The 15,858-nt window shown below is 34.3% G+C and carries 18 protein-coding genes; 6 read left to right on the top strand and 12 right to left on the bottom strand.

Annotation, left to right across the window (positions count from 1 at the left end; genetic code table 11):
* Nucleotides 1–152 precede the first annotated feature (152 nt).
* Entirely contained in the window at nucleotides 153–1,088 is a 936-nt protein-coding gene (locus tag YQ22_RS02860; protein ID WP_071340003.1) for a 3-keto-disaccharide hydrolase, read from the top strand.
* A gap of 42 nt (nucleotides 1,089–1,130) precedes the next feature.
* Here the strand turns inward: YQ22_RS02860 and YQ22_RS02855 are convergent, their stop codons facing one another.
* The 4 genes from YQ22_RS02855 to YQ22_RS02840 all read right to left on the bottom strand — a co-directional run bounded on the left by YQ22_RS02855 (nucleotide 1,131) and on the right by YQ22_RS02840 (nucleotide 4,794).
* Entirely contained in the window at nucleotides 1,131–1,358 is a 228-nt protein-coding gene (locus YQ22_RS02855; RefSeq protein ID WP_071340002.1) for a putative signal transducing protein, read from the bottom strand.
* Nucleotides 1,359–1,371: 13 nt separating this feature from the next.
* Complete coding sequence (locus YQ22_RS02850) at nucleotides 1,372–2,484, bottom strand: Gfo/Idh/MocA family protein (RefSeq protein ID WP_071340001.1); 1,113 nt, start codon at nucleotides 2,482–2,484, stop codon at nucleotides 1,372–1,374.
* Nucleotides 2,474–3,856, bottom strand: a complete 1,383-nt coding sequence (locus YQ22_RS02845; protein WP_071340000.1) for a sensor histidine kinase — start codon at nucleotides 3,854–3,856, stop codon at nucleotides 2,474–2,476. Before YQ22_RS02845 ends, YQ22_RS02850 begins: the two co-directional genes overlap by 11 nt.
* Nucleotides 3,857–4,083: 227 nt before the next feature.
* Nucleotides 4,084–4,794 carry a pirin family protein gene (locus YQ22_RS02840; RefSeq protein WP_071339999.1) on the bottom strand — a complete coding sequence of 237 codons (711 nt, stop codon included), beginning with the start codon at nucleotides 4,792–4,794 and terminating at the stop codon, nucleotides 4,084–4,086.
* A gap of 184 nt (nucleotides 4,795–4,978) precedes the next feature.
* Here YQ22_RS02840 and YQ22_RS02835 point away from each other — a divergent pair, with 184 nt between their 5' ends.
* A complete protein-coding gene (locus YQ22_RS02835) occupies nucleotides 4,979–5,449 on the top strand; it encodes a hypothetical protein (protein ID WP_071339998.1) in 471 nt (156 codons plus the stop codon).
* Between the two features lies 1 nt (nucleotide 5,450).
* On the opposite strand, the gene YQ22_RS02830 is transcribed toward YQ22_RS02835, so the two are convergent.
* From YQ22_RS02830 to YQ22_RS02805, 6 genes are read right to left on the bottom strand one after another with little or no spacing between them, the layout of a single operon-like run.
* Nucleotides 5,451–6,785, bottom strand: coding sequence for a DUF58 domain-containing protein (locus YQ22_RS02830; RefSeq protein ID WP_071339997.1), 1,335 nt, complete (start codon nucleotides 6,783–6,785; stop codon nucleotides 5,451–5,453).
* A gap of 6 nt (nucleotides 6,786–6,791) precedes the next feature.
* The gene (locus tag YQ22_RS02825; RefSeq protein ID WP_071339996.1) at nucleotides 6,792–7,790 is read right to left on the bottom strand and encodes an AAA family ATPase; all 999 of its coding nucleotides are present in this window, start codon (nucleotides 7,788–7,790) and stop codon (nucleotides 6,792–6,794) included.
* A complete protein-coding gene (locus YQ22_RS02820) occupies nucleotides 7,780–9,000 on the bottom strand; it encodes a DUF4350 domain-containing protein (protein ID WP_071339995.1) in 1,221 nt (406 codons plus the stop codon). Before YQ22_RS02820 ends, YQ22_RS02825 begins: the two co-directional genes overlap by 11 nt.
* Before the next feature lie 7 nt (nucleotides 9,001–9,007).
* The gene (locus YQ22_RS02815) at nucleotides 9,008–9,724 is read right to left on the bottom strand and encodes a DUF4129 domain-containing protein (RefSeq protein WP_156894524.1); all 717 of its coding nucleotides are present in this window, start codon (nucleotides 9,722–9,724) and stop codon (nucleotides 9,008–9,010) included.
* Between the two features lies 1 nt (nucleotide 9,725).
* Complete coding sequence (locus YQ22_RS02810; protein WP_071339993.1) at nucleotides 9,726–10,664, bottom strand: hypothetical protein; 939 nt, start codon at nucleotides 10,662–10,664, stop codon at nucleotides 9,726–9,728.
* The gene (locus YQ22_RS02805; RefSeq protein WP_058105733.1) at nucleotides 10,633–11,613 is read right to left on the bottom strand and encodes a stage II sporulation protein M; all 981 of its coding nucleotides are present in this window, start codon (nucleotides 11,611–11,613) and stop codon (nucleotides 10,633–10,635) included. Before YQ22_RS02805 ends, YQ22_RS02810 begins: the two co-directional genes overlap by 32 nt.
* 33 nt (nucleotides 11,614–11,646) lie before the next feature.
* On the opposite strand from YQ22_RS02805, the gene YQ22_RS02800 reads away from it, so the two are divergent.
* Together YQ22_RS02800 and YQ22_RS02795 are read left to right on the top strand one after the other, a co-directional pair.
* Nucleotides 11,647–12,372 carry an RDD family protein gene (locus tag YQ22_RS02800; RefSeq protein ID WP_058105734.1) on the top strand — a complete coding sequence of 242 codons (726 nt, stop codon included), beginning with the start codon at nucleotides 11,647–11,649 and terminating at the stop codon, nucleotides 12,370–12,372.
* A gap of 3 nt (nucleotides 12,373–12,375) precedes the next feature.
* Nucleotides 12,376–12,987, top strand: a complete 612-nt coding sequence (locus tag YQ22_RS02795; protein ID WP_071339992.1) for a trimeric intracellular cation channel family protein — start codon at nucleotides 12,376–12,378, stop codon at nucleotides 12,985–12,987.
* Nucleotides 12,988–13,011: 24 nt separating this feature from the next.
* Here the strand turns inward: YQ22_RS02795 and YQ22_RS02790 are convergent, their stop codons facing one another.
* Nucleotides 13,012–13,731: a peptidylprolyl isomerase gene (locus YQ22_RS02790; protein WP_071339991.1), complete on the bottom strand. Its 720-nt coding sequence runs from the start codon at nucleotides 13,729–13,731 to the stop codon at nucleotides 13,012–13,014.
* On the opposite strand from YQ22_RS02790, the gene YQ22_RS02785 reads away from it, so the two are divergent.
* Both YQ22_RS02785 and YQ22_RS02780 read left to right on the top strand, forming a co-directional pair.
* On the top strand, nucleotides 13,730–14,371 hold the full coding sequence (locus tag YQ22_RS02785; protein ID WP_071339990.1) for an NUDIX hydrolase: 642 nt from the start codon (nucleotides 13,730–13,732) through the stop codon (nucleotides 14,369–14,371). The genes YQ22_RS02790 and YQ22_RS02785 overlap by 2 nt on opposite strands.
* 26 nt (nucleotides 14,372–14,397) lie before the next feature.
* Complete coding sequence (locus YQ22_RS02780; RefSeq protein WP_058105738.1) at nucleotides 14,398–15,207, top strand: lysophospholipid acyltransferase family protein; 810 nt, start codon at nucleotides 14,398–14,400, stop codon at nucleotides 15,205–15,207.
* Here the strand turns inward: YQ22_RS02780 and YQ22_RS02775 are convergent.
* Entirely contained in the window at nucleotides 15,204–15,854 is a 651-nt protein-coding gene (locus YQ22_RS02775; RefSeq protein WP_058105739.1) for a hypothetical protein, read from the bottom strand. The genes YQ22_RS02780 and YQ22_RS02775 overlap by 4 nt on opposite strands.
* Nucleotides 15,855–15,858 lie beyond the last annotated feature (4 nt).

The raw sequence follows: 15,858 nt of genomic DNA, 5'->3' as shown, positions 1-15,858 counted from the left end.
ATAATCAAGAAAGAAATTGAATAGTTGTTAAGTTATTAACCATATATGATATAGATTTATCAATTTGAAATATAAATGACATTTAAATTAATGTGGTGAAACTGTAACTAAAAGTTCTGCTATATTTGATTACTTATTAAACTAACAATGATATGAATACTATTAAAACAGCTGTATTTGTTTTTCTGACGGCAATCGGTTTAACATGTGTACAAGCGCAAGAAGGTCATCCTTTAGAGGGAAAATGGAATTTGACAATTGATCAAGAAGGAGAGAAGCTACCATCGTGGTTAGAAATTAGGCACTCGGGTACCAATACATTGATTGGAAGATTTACATATGCTTTTGGTAGTGCAAGACCTGTAGCCGAAATAGAAAAGCACGGAGAATTATTTTCTTTTGAATTACCTCCACAATGGGAGCCAGGAGCTGCCAATATGGAATTTGAAGGAAAAATAGTAGGAGAAGGGCTAGAAGGAACCATGATATATGTAGATGGTAAAACATATAATTGGACAGCAACAAAATCGCCAAAATTACCATACTATGAAAATGTAAAAGAAGGGAAGACCATAAAACTTTTTAATGGAAAGAACTTAAATGGTTGGATGATGAAACCGGGCAATCAATGGGCGGTGTTAGATGGTATATTGACCAGTGCAAAACCTGGAGTCAATTTAGTCTCAGAAGAAAAATTCAAGGATTTTAAATTGCATGCAGAATTTAGATATCCTGAAAATAGTAATAGCGGACTTTATTTAAGAGGGCGTTATGAAGTGCAAATTGCTGATAACATTGGGTTGGAACCATCTTCAATTTATTTTGGCGGAATCTACGGATTGTTGACCCCAAACGAAAATGCCGCTAAGAAAGCGGGCGAGTGGCAAACCTATGATATTACGTTGATAGGTAGAAGAGTAACCATAGTTGCCAACGGAAAAACTATTATCTCTAATCAGAATATAGACGCTATGACAGGTGGAGCTTTAGATAATAATGAAGCAGAGGCCGGACCTATTATGATTCAAGGCGATCACGGACCTGTAGAATTTAGAAAACTAGAAATTACGCCATTGAGCAAAGGTTAATTTAAAGTATAGGGATAAAAGCCTCTATTTTAGAGGCTTTTTTTATGCTTTTTTATTGATCGTAGTTATTAAAGCAAGCGATTTCTCTTCCTCATCTTTGTGCACAAACACCTCAATAAGTTCGGGCAAAGGACTGCCAAAACCCGCTAACCTAGCAGATTCGGTTTCGTCTTTGATTACGGCCTTGATATTGTTGTCTTCTAAAGTTAGTTTTATACGTTGAGCTTCTATTTTATTACCGCCATATACTTTTATATAGTCTGTGTCCATTTTTTTTTTTTTTTTAATTTAAAAGAATTGTTTTTCCGCTTTTAGCACTCTTGATGGCAGATTCAAGAATTTCCATAGTTATCATATTGTTTTCTAAAGAGTATACATTGTACGGTTCTAATTGAAGTGTGCCATTAATAACTGCAGCAAAAACGGCGAAAGGGTCATTGTAAGGCTCTTCTCGCTCTCCTAAAAGAAATGTTTCTTCGGTATAATCGCTATAGCCCTTAGATAGTCTTATTCTTAATTGGGTAGGATTGTCAGAGTAAATAGCACCTTTAGTGCCATAAAGTTCCATATCTTTTCTGCCAATTGGCCAGTTCCAAGAAGGTTCTAAAATGGCCATTTCATTCTCATAAGTTAATATAATAGTTGCATCGTCATCAACATTCGGGTTGTTTTCTTTTTGTAGTTGCTGAGTTACGGCAGTAATGCTTTTTGGTCTTTTACCCTTAGTAATCCATGTCATTAAATTGGCGCCATAGCAACCAAAATCTGTTATAGCACCGCCACCGTTTAAATTGGGGTCCGTTAACCATTCTAAAAATTCACTTGAGACGCCAATTTTTTTAGGTCCCTTATGCCCATCTCTAATAATTACTTTTCTTAATTCACCAATTTCTCCTTGTTGGTATAGGTCAATAGCTTTGACATTGGTTTTGTACCATGAAGTTTCATAATTGGTCAATACCCGAATATTATGTGTGTCTGCGAGTCTTTTAATTTCCTTCGCATCATCATAGGTAGTTGCCAATGGTTTTTCTACCATAACATGAATTCCTTTTGGGGCACATACTTTCACTACTTTTAAATGATCCTTAATATTGCCAAAAGCTGCAACTGCATCAGGGTTGACCATGTTAATCATTTCATCCATGGTACTGAAAACGATATCCATAGAGAAACCAAATTCTTTGGAAAGTTTTATGGCCAGTTCTTGGTTGGATTCTACAATTCCTACCATGTTCATATCCGGTTGCTGGCCTCTGCCAAGAATCCATCCAACGTGTCCATGGGTTAGTCCTGCTACTCCTAATTTTAACGGAGGTTCTTGAGCATAGACCAAGGTCGTTATAATCAAGGTTAAAACTAGAAGTATATTTTTAAAATTAAAGTTAGTTGACATTATCAATTAATTCATGGGTTGGCTTTTGTTCCAATAAATTTGTACTTATGGTAAAGTAAAATGTACTGCCTTTGTTTTCTTCGGAAGTCACCCATATTTTACCTAAATGATGATCTACAATTTTCTTACTCCCGTAAAGCCCAATACCTGAGCCTTCAAATTTAGATTGGTTGTGTAATTTGTGAAAGGCATTAAATATTTTTTCTGACTGTTCGCTTGGAATTCCTATACCGTTATCTGCAACGCTGAACAAATAATCATTCTCTCTTTTCTCAGATGTAATGGTGATTATTGGATCCTGAGCAGATGATTTAAATTTTAAAGCGTTGTGAACTAAATTCTGAAATAACATTCTAATATCGCTTGGTCTGGCAATAAGGGTTGGTAATCCGTTAAATTTAATTGTAGCCTTTGTTTCTTTAATTTTTTCAGAAAGGTCATCAAGAACAGATTGCAATATTACAGTAACGTTTACAGATTCCATACCGCTTGAGTTTCCAATTTCAGCATATTTTAAGAGACCTTCTACTAAGTTTGTAAGTCTAGTAGAACTGCCCTGCAAATGTTTAAGATAACTACTGAAATTAGCATAACTAGAAATGGCGTGTTGTTTTTCCAATTCGCTGGCAATAACATTTATGTTGTTCAATGGTCCTCTAAGGTCATGGGTAACTATAAAGGTAAATTCTTCTATATGGGTATTTTTAAGTTTTAATTCATTGTTCAATACCTCTAGTTTTTTATTCTGGTTCTTTAGGTTGTCTTGTGCCTTTTTTAAGTTGAGTTCACTTTCTTTTAAAGCTTCAATATGATTTTCCAAATCTGTAGTATAAGCCCTAGTTTTATTTTGATCGTACATTCTAAAGGTTAGTGATAGCCAACCTAAACTCGCTAAAAATGCAAACACTTCATCAAAAGGAACGTCTATGGTGCCAAGTATTGGACCATACATAGTAACATAAATAGTAGGCAGTATAAACGCAAGTACATCAAAAAAAATGATGATGTTTCTCAACCTAGGATTTTTACGATACCCGATAAACGCTAGAAAACCCATGGTAGCAAAGGCAACTCCTTGTCCAAAATAGCCACCAATTAGGAGTATAAGCGACATAAAAACCAATGGAGGTAATAATGTCATGTATAACCTAGTTGCTTGTCGGTAATCTAATCGATTTAAGATAAAACCAATGCCAAATACCACTGCAACAATAAGAGCGAGAATTTGTTCTATATACGAATGAAAAATTAACGTGTATATAAAAACCAAAAAAGTGAAAATAGCGGATATGATGGTAATTAAACCAAATTCGTCGGTAATGTCCCTGCTTTTAGCTTTATGATTTTTTGATGTCGTATTTAGCTGTGACAAATGATTTAAATTTTAATGTAGTCAATTTGAGTTCTAAACAAATAAACAAGAGCGTTAATGTTTGATCAGTATCAAATTAAAAGTAATTGTTATACATATATTCGTTAATAATGAAATAGAAACATAACTCAAACAGGGGAAGTTGTAAACAATTTAATTTCTACTTAAATATAATCAAGTAATAATTAATAAGCACAATATTTTTTGCTTTAAAATGGCTTTTAAATTTATTGCATTGGTATTTCCATTAGCAATATTTCAGTTTCGCTATTTGCAGTTATATTCAGGGAATTTACATCCCAGATACCTAAACCGTCTCGGGAGTTCATCTTTTGGCTTTCAATTTCGACTTCACCTTTGATAACAAAAATATATACTCCGTTTCCATCCAAATGAATTGTGTAATTGTCTGTAGCCCCGGTGTCATATTTTCCCAAATAAAACCATGCATTTTGTTGGATCCAAACTCCTTGATCGTCTTCGTAAGGAGATAATATTTGATATAAACTGTTTTTAGTTGCAATTTCTAAGGTTGAAATTTGATCATATCTTGGAGTTATATTTCGTTGATTAGGAATAACCCATATTTGCAAAAACTTTACCTCATCAACTGAACTTTGGTTATACTCACTGTGGGTAACTCCAGTACCGGCACTCATTACTTGAATATCTCCTGCTTTGATAATTGTACTATTGCCCATATCATCCATATGTTGAAGGTTACCTTCTAATGGTATGGAAATAATTTCCATGTTTTTATGGGGGTGTGCCCCAAAACCACGCCCTGCTGCAACCGTATCGTCATTTAAGACTCTTAAGGTTCCAAAATTCATTCGTTCTGGGTTATAATAATTGCCGAAACTAAAACTATGATAAGAGTTTAGCCAACCGTGATCGGCATGACCTCTAGTGTCCGATTTGTGAAAAATTGTTTTCATAAGTATATTTTATGGCTGTGAATTTAGTCGGTAACTGTGATGATTAATTACGTTACATGGTGTGATGATAAAAAGTTGGTGAACTATTAATTATTAGCTGTTATAATAATTTTTTAGTCCAATAAATAAGGTAACATAATTTTATTGGTCAAAGTGCGTTATTCACAAAAAATCCCTCAGTAAAATGAAAACCTTTATTTATATTTTTTTAGTGCTTTCTTTTTTTTATTCAAATGCACAGACAAGTGCAGATGCAGCTAAGCATTTGGGTGCAGGCATTGTAATAGGAGGAGTGGGAGGTTATGCCGCAAATAAAATTTCTAACGGGCAAAGTGGATGGACTTGGGCAGGAGCAGTAGGTAGTGCTTTTGCGGCAGGAATTACAAAAGAAGCTATTTATGATTCTTCGCGAGGAGCCGAATGGGAAACAAGAGATGTGGTATTTACAACATTGGGCGGTGTAATATCTGCATTGGCACTAGAAGTTTTTACTGGAAATAGTGGAAATAGACGCGGTAGCTATAAAAGAGGAAAAAGTTGTGGTTGTATGGTTACCCAAATATATACTGCTCCTAAGATTACTTTACCCATAGTAGTTGAAACTGGCACTGGTGATATATTCTCAGAGGTACAGGCAGCCTATTTACTGAATTGATTTATAATAACCCTTTTGCTTTTATCTCTAAATATTTATTGATGGTGTTTATGGTAAGGTCTTCGGGCTTTGTCAGTATGGTCTGTATGCCATACTTTTTTAGTTCATTGACCACTAGTTGTTTTTCATAAATAAATTTCTCTGCAATTGCCTGTTCAAAAACTTCTAGTGTATTGTTGGGTTTACATTTTGCATACGATACAAGTTCTGAGTTTTCAAAGAAAATAACGACCAGTAAATGTTGTTTGGCAATAGCTTGCAAGTAAGGAAGTTGGCGATGCAGGGCATCAAGGGTTTCAAAATTGGTATACAGTAATAATAGACTCCTTTGTGGTAAATTTCTTTTGACATCAATATATAATCTACTGAAATCACTTTCAACAAAGTTGGTCTTGAGGTTGTAAAGTGTTTCTAATATTAAGTTCATTTGTGAACTTCTGCGCTCTGCAACAACTCTGTTTTCTATTTTATTGCTAAAAGAGAAAATACCTGCTTTGTCATTTTTTTTGAGGGCAATGCTGCTGATGACCAAGGTAGCGTTTATGGCGTAATCCAGTAAGCTGAGTGAATTAAAAGGCATTTTCATAACCCTGCCTTTATCAATAACAGAATAAATCGGCTGTGACTTTTCATCTTGAAATTGGTTGACCATTAGTTGCCCTCTTTTGGCAGTGGCTTTCCAATTTATATTTCTTATATCATCACCTTGTATGTAATCTTTGATCTGTTCAAACTCCATCGTATGACCGATTCGTCTAATTTTTTTAATGCCAAATTCAAGTAATCTGTTGCTGAATGCCATAAGGTCATACTTGCGAAGTTGTAAAAAAGAAGGGTAAACAGGTACTTCTTTATCTTGGTCAAACGTATATTTTTTAGCTAAAAGGCCAATGGGTGAAATGGCGAATACATTTAAATTTCCAAAACTATAAACGCCCCTTTCTACGGGTCTTACAGTATAGGAGTATAGTTTCTGCTCTCCCGGTTTTAATAGGCTGTTAAAATTAAAATCTCGCTTTTGAAATTGAAACGGAAGTTCATCTATAATGGTTATTTGAGCAGAAAACAAATACTTGTTGGTGACTTCTATCTTAATCGTATTTTCATCACCATTAGAAAGTTTGTCGGTAACAATTCTATGCGCTGTAATTTGCCCTTTTGACAGAAAAAGTAAAATGGCATCGGTAATATGTAAAGCTAAAAAAAGGTAAAATAGAAGCTTTGGAATATATGCAATGTTTTCAAAAATATAAGATAGTAGAAAACATAGGATAACTCCTGATAGCACCAAGAAGAACCTTTTTTGAATAAATATATTTTTGAAAATCTTTTTCACTGAAGTTTATCTTGGGATTTCTATGGTTTGAATTAAATCCTTGATCATTTTCTCAGCTGTATAACCCTCCATTTCACGTTCTGGAGTCAGAATAATTCTATGGCATAGTATAGGGCTTACTACTTTCTTTATATCATCTGGTGTAATAAAATCTCTTCCGTTAATGGCGGCAACGGCTTTAGAAGCGTCTAAAATGGCAATAGATGCCCTTGGAGATGCGCCTAAATAAAGGTTGGCGTTTGTTCTGGTATTATTAACGATTGCTGCAATATATTTTAGAAGATTATCTTCCACGACAATATCTTTGATGACCTTTTGGTAAGCGGCAATTTGTTCAGCCGAAAGAATTGCATCTATAAGCGATTCTACATTATTGTTTTTTTGATGGTGTTTATTTTCTAAAATCTGTACTTCTTCTTCTAAAGTTGGGTAGTGCACATTGATTTTAAAAAGAAAACGGTCTAATTGGGCTTCGGGTAATCTGTAGGTGCCTTCTTGCTCTACAGGGTTTTGGGTAGCAAAAACCAAAAACGGAGGTTGCATGTCAAATTCATTACCATCTATGGTTATTTGTCTTTCTGCCATAGCTTCAAAAAGTGCAGCCTGTGTTTTCGCCGGAGCTCTGTTTATTTCGTCGATCAATATAATATTTGAAAAAATAGGACCCTTTTTAAATTCGAATTCAGATGTTTTAACATTGAAAATAGATGTTCCAAGAATATCACTAGGCATTAAATCTGGCGTAAACTGTATTCTGCTAAAATCTACGTTCATAGTTTTTGCAAGTAGTTTTGCGGTTACAGTTTTGGCAACACCTGGAACCCCTTCTATAAGTGAATGACCGTTGGCTAAAATTGAAACGATCAAAAGTTCGATCATTTCTTGTTGACCGATTATAACCTTTCCTAATTCGGCTTTTACCTTGGTAACAGAATCTTGAAGCTTGGTAAGATCTATTCGAGAATTAAACTCTACCTGCTGTTCGTCTTGTGTGTTATCTTCCATAAGATTGTTTAAATGTATTTATTTTCTTGGCAAGTACTATAGCGTCTTGTTCAGAATGTATAGGTTTGTTTTTAAGACTAAGAATGAATTCGATGAGGTCTTTGGTTTCTTCTATCGATTTTCCTGCCTTAGCACTTAATTGGGCTATTAGTTTTTCATCTAGAACCGTAGTGTTTACATAAAATCTATTTCTAATATGAGTTAAAAAATAGGTGATTTTTTTATGGTTCAAGTTGGTGTAGTCTTTCTTTTGATGGTATAATGACCCCACGGTTTTAGCAAATTCTACGGAAGAATTTTCTAATGGTTTTATAATTGGTATTATTCGTTGCTCTCTTTTTGCCTTGAAAATAACAAATAGCAATAAACCAGTAATTGTTAGGTAGTAACTCCATTTTAAAGCAGGTTGATTTAAAACGAACCTCATTGGAGAGGTAATTACTTTACGCCCAGATTTCTTATAATCGTCCCATATTAGGGTATTGTCATTCAAATAAGCGAAACTTTGACTACTGTAACCAATTTTATCACTTAACATATAATAGTTGGTATAAGCAATAGGCAGGGTGTTGATAATAAAATTTCCTTTGCCAAATGAAGTTTTTATGAAGTTGGGACTTATTTTTATTTCATTGGGGGTTTTATTTAACAATGTGGAACTTTTCACGTGAATATGACCTAAAATTTCTGTTTTGGCGGTATCAATACTGGTTAAATATGCAGGGTTGACACCTCTTTCAAAATAGAAAGCCTCTTCATTAAAATATGTATTGGTAAATGATGCTTTAGTTGAATCTTCTTTTATATCATACCGTTGTTCAATGGTGATATTCAATGTGTCTGCCAATTTACCGGTAAGGTTGCTCGTAGCTATGAATACCTGATTGCCTTCGTCTACAAATTTTAGTAGTTGGTTTGTTTCCTGTTCGTCCAAATAAATAAAATCATTGATCAAAATGTAATTGGCGGCAGTTGAGGTATCTCGATCTACTAGTACATCATAAATGTTTTCTTCTACAGTTTCAATATCATTATGTGGAAAAATAGATGCTAACTCATTATAAAGCACGTAGCAACCGAACGGAATTTTAGATGCCAATGTGTAAGACGGGCTCCAATTGATCGGTCTTGGGCGTACTATTTCTGTTACAATGATAACAATAAGCACCGCAACCAAAAGACCAAGTATTATTTTAGAACGTTTTCCCAAGTTACTATTAAATTAGTTTGTTGATTGCTTCAAAATCTAAGACAGATACGGTGTATCTATCGTTATCTATATCTTGTTCTCCGTACCATATATAATCGTATAGATAGGCTATTCTTTTAAAACCTTGTTTTAACTGTGGTTGTTGAATCTCGTTAACGTAATCTGTATTGGTTTTATCAAAATGCCAATCTATAATATCTTTTTTCGACAGTTTTTGCAGTGATAATAGAAACTGGTAACGTACCGCTAGTCTGTAGTTTTTATTTGCAAGGGCCTCATTCAATAAGTTGCCGATATCAACACCTTCAATATGTTCTTCGGTAAGGTTAATATCGTTGATCGTTTTAGCCTTTTTTTGAAAGATTGCGCTGAAATTTTCATTGATCAGGAATTTTACGAGTAGGTAAATGGCGAGAATTCCTAATAAGATATAAATGAGATATTCTAAAAGTTGTAATACTTCTGGAGATAGGGTAATACCAAACACATCGAATAGCCCTTGCCCAACCCAATTTAAAAATCGGGCAAATAAATTTTGAGATTCGCCGGTTTTAAAGGTATAATTGAATTCATCACCTGAATATTTCTTTGTCAGGTCATCTTCAAAATTTCTCAATGTTAAAACTGATGAAGTATCGGTTTTAACAATACTATCTGTTTTATGTTGAGCAAATGAGAAAAAGGTCATCAACAAAAAGAAAATATAAATGAATGGTAGTCTCAAATTAATCGTTTTGTCCTATTTGTTCAATTCTTGCCCTTGTATTTTCATTATAAGTCTTTTCATGTAATGCATAATATAATATGCCATTGATAAACTGGGAAAGACATTGTCCGTATACCGCAATAATCAGGAAAATGGATAACCCTAAAGTGTAAACAATTGTTGAAACAATGGAATTTGTATAATCTACATCGTTCTCTACAACATGAAAAGTATACACCCCTATTATAATACCGGGTATGATCAAAGCGATCATTAATAGTAAACCTAATAATAAACCTAAAATAAAGTTTACTCCTATAGATTTCCAAAAACTACCGGTTACAAGTTTCCAACCTTCGCCCAAGGCATCGGTAACGCTTTTTTTATTTTGGAGCATATCAAAAAAAGAAACACCGATCCAGGCTGTTAAAAAGAATTGAACTATATATTGGGCAAAAAAGCCTAGTAGGGGTATAATGGCTAAAATTATGGCCACTATAAAATAGACAAGGTAAATAGGTATAAGCAATAAGATAAAAAGCAGAATATTTCCAAATTGGCTTTTGGCATATTGCCAAACTTCTTTTTTGTCTACGTTAGAATCTTTGGTTTCCTCATATTTTATCATATAACTAGCAGAAAGCGAATAATTTAGAAAAACAACTCCCAGAAAAATAACAAAGAATAAAAATCCTCCTATACCTAAATAGACATAATACTCTTCTTCGGCAGCTAAATTATCGGAAAACGGACTTTGCCCAGATTCGTGTGCTATCATTCCTATAAAACCAGAAACCAATAGGTAACTGGTAATTAAAAGTCCTATTAAGAAAACACCATTGTAGCTTAAGAAAACATTGGTAAAGCTTTTTATGTTCTGTTTAAAAAAATCAAAATAAGCGGAGATAATACCGCCGAATTCACGATTAACCTTTAGCGGTATGTAATTGTCTTTCATGTTTGGTATTTAGTAAAATAGGATATGCTATGTAATAAAAAATGATTAGGAATAATGATGCTCCAATAATTATGAATGCCAACCAATTGGGCATATTGGTATACCTTGTTATAAATCCTTCAATAAATCCGGCAATTATAAAAAACGGTATGGTGCTGACTACAACTTTAAGCCCATCTTTGGCACCCTTCATAAAAGAGACGCGCCTAGCGTACGTTTTCGGAAAAAGTATGCTGTTGCCCATTATTAGACCTGCACAGCCGGCAATAATAATAACCGATATTTCTATGGTACCGTGAAGCCAAATTTGTTTATTGGCCTCAAAGAAAACTCCTTTGGTATAAAAAAAAGTAATGAATGCCCCGAGCATTACACCATTTGAAAATAATATATATGCGGTGCCTATACTTGTGATTACCCCAAAGGCAAATGCTAAAAAGGCAACTCTAATATTGTTAATGGTAATTCCCAAAAAAGAACCAATTTCACTACCGCCTTTATAGATTGCTGCTGGATCACCGTTAGCTATGTTGTTAAGTGTTTCATTAACATAGGCATCACCTAAAATCAACCTTACAAAGGTAGCATCGTTAATAGCGGATAAAGAGCCAATGGCAGATGCGATAATAAAAATTAAAAAGGCTATGCCCAAGGTGTTATGGTACTGTCTAAAAAAAAGAGGGAATTCTGTAATCCAAAAACTGAGAATTCGATTTTTACTTTCCTTTTTGTTCTTATAGATTTTCTGGTGGGCAAGAGAAGCAAGTTCGTTTAAGTACAATAAAGTCTTACTTTCTGCGTAATACGTTTGCGCGTATGCCAAATCATTGGTCAGTTGAATATAGCCATTGGCAAGTTCATCTGGGTCGGTAGAAGCACCTAGGTTAATAGCTTTTTCAAAAGCTATCCATTTTTCCTTATTTTGCTTTACAAAAGCAGCTTCGCGCATAAACTATATTTACCTTGTTAAATTTAAGATTAAATGAATAACCTTCAAATCAATACAACGCAAAATGTTAACCTTAATTATACTATTGTTAGTATTGGTGAAAGAATTGTAGCATTTTTTATAGATGCATTTATACTTTACCTCTATTTTATCTTGGTGAATTTAATTGGCGATGCTATAGGTTATATATATTCAGATGGATGGACGCAGAGAGGTTTAGTTGCTTTAATTTCTTTGCCGGCAATGTTTTATACACTTTTAATGCATATTACCTTTAATGGTAGAACCGTTGGTAAAATGATTATGAAAATGAGAGTGGTAAAGGTAGATGGTTCACCCGTTCATTGGAGTAATTATTTAATTAGATGGATGCTACGTTTGGTTGATATTTGGATTTTTCTTGGGTCTATAGGTTTGCTCACTATTTTATTCTCCGATAAAAAACAGCGTTTAGGTGATGCCGCGGCAGGTACGGTGGTCATTAGTACAAAGAATAGGACAAAGGTATCCCATACCATTTTAGAAGAGGTGGAAGATGCTTATGTGCCTCAAATCATGAATGTTACTATGTTGACCGATAAGGATGTTAGACTTATTAAAGAAACATTTGGGATAGCTAAAAAAAGTAATGATTTTAAGACGTTAAAAGCGCTTAGAGAGAAAGTTGAAAGTATCTTGCAGACCAATTCGGAATTGTACGATATTGCGTACTTGGATACCGTTCTAAAAGACTATAATTACTTTACGCAAAAGATCTAGCCCATGTTTTATTTCATTATCGATATTTTAGGAACCATTGCTTTTGCAATATCTGGAGTGTTGGTTGCTATGGATAAAAGGTTAGATGTATTTGGGGTTTTGATTATTGCATTTGTTACAGCTGTTGGGGGAGGCACCTTACGAGATCTACTTATAGGTATTAAACCTGTTGGCTGGCTTAATGCTCCAGTTCATTTATTGATTATTGTAGTAACCGTATTGCTGGCAATCATTTTTGTGAAGCAATTAAAATACGTAAGAAAATCACTTTTTTTGTTTGACACCATTGGCATTGGTTTGTATACCATGGTAGGTATAGAAAAAGGTTTGGCGGCAGATCTTTTACCGGTAATGTGTATTGCTTTAGGAACCATTACCGCCTGTTTTGGTGGCGTTATAAGAGATATATTGTGTAATGAGATTCCTGTAATATTTAGAAAGGAAATTTATGCCACCGTTTGTATATTAGGTGGGTTGGTGTATTTTGTATTGATACAGTTTCCTATAAAAGATACCATTGCTTATTCTTTGGCTATCCTTACTATAATAATTATGCGGGTATTAGCAGTTCGCTTCAAAATTTCCCTGCCCAATATTTATAGAAATCAAGCTTAATTCTGATTGGTTGGCTATAGTTGCTTATTCTATAACTTCAGCTTTTTGAATATAAACATTTCTCATAGGCCAATCTCCTTTTTCTACAGGTACGTTATTTATTTTATTAACCACATCCATGCCATCAATGACCCTTCCGAAAGGAGTATAGTTATCATCTAAGTGATATGAGCCAGGGTCTGTAACAACAATGAAAAATTCAAATGGTGATGCTAGTTTATGTGGATTGTCCATTTCACTACTTGGCATGGAAATAGTGCCCCTATGATGCTTATGTCCTTTTCTGGTGTCTGGCGGTAATAGATAACGACCAATTTTAGATCGTTTTTCTGCTGTCTTTTTGTCATCAGAGTTTCCACCTTGAATAATAAAATTCTTTACCACTCTATGAAACTGAGTATCGTTAAAATATCCTTTTTTGGTGAGGTATATAAAATTGGCCCGGTGGTAGGGTACGTTATCAAATAATTCTACGGTAAAACTGCCAAATTTTGTGGTAATTCTGACCTTGTTTTCTTTTAGGGTCTTTTCATAGTTGAAAAAGTAATCAATGGCATTCTCTTCGGTAAGTTCAAAAGCATCTTTTTCTTGTTCTTTTTCAGCTTCATTTTCCGTAATTTTAGTAGAGTCTATCGTTGTCTTGGCTACGGTAGTAGTACTATCAACTTTCTTAGGGGTATCTTTGCAACTGGCCATTGCAAAAAATACTAAGAGTAGTAAAGAATAGAATTTTGGTAAACGCATGAATTTTAATTTTTTTGAACAACAGATATCAAAAATAAAGGATCTACCGCTACCGGGAGAAGCTTCGCAATACAAAATGGCTCCAGAAAGCCGATTAGAAGAATTACAACGTATTAATATTTCTCAGAAAAATCCTAGAAGGGCAGGGGTAATGGCATTGTTTTACCCTACAAAAAATATGGGAACAAACTTGCTTTTGATTTTACGTAAAACTTATAAAGGGGTACATTCTAACCAAGTTGCTTTTCCTGGGGGCAAAGAAGAAAAATCTGATGATGGTCTATTGACCACCGCACTTAGGGAAACGTATGAAGAAGTAGGGGTGGCACCAAAAGACATTACGGTGATCAAAGAAATTTCAGAAATCTTTATACCTCCCAGTAATTTTATGGTTCAGCCTTATATTGGGCTATATCGAAATCCAAAACCATTTGTAAAACAAGATGCAGAAGTTGAGTTAATTTTAGAAGTTCCTCTATCGGATTTTTTAGATGATACATTGGTAGTTTCAAAAAAAATGACCACATCTTACGCTGTGGATATTGAAGTACCAGCCTTTAAATTAAACGGTTATATTGTATGGGGGGCAACGGCAATGATGATGAATGAGATTAAAGAGTTACTAAAGCAGGTGTTGTAAGGCATATTTAATTATTTTAGCATTCTATGGGATTATTTGATAAAAACCCTTTTGGGCATAATTTATTCATTAAAAAATGGCTAATACGCATTTTGGCCGTGCTATCGCATCAGCGGTATAAGCGCTTTAATACGTTGGAAATTGAAGGGTCTGATATTATTAGAAATTTACCGGATAAAAATGTGTTGTTCGTAAGTAACCATCAAACATACTTTGCAGATGTTGTGGCTATGTTTCATGTTTTTAATGCCAGTTTAAGCGGTCGTGAAGATTCCATTAAGAACTTGGGATATATTTGGCAACCAAAATTGAATATGTATTATGTGGCCGCTGCAGAAACCATGAGGAAAAGTCTTTTGACCAAGATAATGGCCTATGCGGGATCGGTAAGTGTAGAGCGTACTTGGCGTTCAGAGGGCAAAGATGTTAAGCGCCAAGTAAAAATGAGCGATATTTCTAGTATAGGCAAGGCATTGAACGATGGTTGGGTAATTACTTTTCCACAAGGTACAACTACCCCTTGGAAGCCTTTAAGAAAAGGTACGGCACACATTATCAAAAAATATAAACCAGTGGTTGTGCCAGTGGTTATTGATGGCTTTAGACGTTCTTTTGATAAAAAAGGACTTCGTGTTAAAAAGAAAGGAATACTTCAATCTATGGTTATTAAAGAGCCATTGGATATTGATTACGAAAATGAATCTACCGAATCTATAATAGAAAAATTGGAGTACGCAATTGAGCAGCACCCATCATTTTTAAAAGTGATATCAAAAGCCGATCTTTTGGCTATTGAGGAAGAGAACAAACAGCGTAAATGGAATCCCCCTTCTTAAATAGTAAGGTTTCTAAGTTCACTGTAGTTCTGTTTTAGTTTTCTAAGTAGCAGTCCGTATAATAAGAAATAAATGCCACCCATGACCAAGGTTAGAATTACTCCAAAAATACCTATGGACATCATTATGGTAATTTTTAATTTTTCGGGTGATATGTTTGCAAGGCTATCTTTTAATTCTGGGAAGGCATTGACCATATTATCATTTAGGTAAACACCTATAATCATTATGATTATGGTCATCATTATCATGGATAATGAAAAAATAACGTAATGCTTAACGGTTTTTCTAGTCTTAATGATTTTCTTCATTAGACTTTTGGAATTGTCCAAAACCGAAATTTCCTTAAATCTTTTATAGAACTGAAAAATAAAGTAAAAGGCTATGATATAAGTAAAGCCAGAGAGCACTACAAGGTATTTTGAGACACCTATGTTTTCATATAGCTCCATACCATCACGCATAGATGGTAGTAGATATAAAAGGTGCGGTACGGTAAATTCCAATATACTGATGATAAGGATCCACCTAACAATTGAGGAAGATTTCTTCCATATCATTTTATGAATCTCGTCATAGCTTAATTTAGGAACATCGAATTCCTTTTTTTGCCAATCTTTCTTTAATAATTCCAGTTCATCCGTCATACGC

This window comes from Maribacter sp. 1_2014MBL_MicDiv, from assembly GCF_001865655.1.
Classification (GTDB): Bacteria; Bacteroidota; Bacteroidia; order Flavobacteriales; family Flavobacteriaceae; genus Maribacter; species Maribacter dokdonensis.
This window is presented reverse-complemented; position numbering and strand designations above follow the sequence as displayed.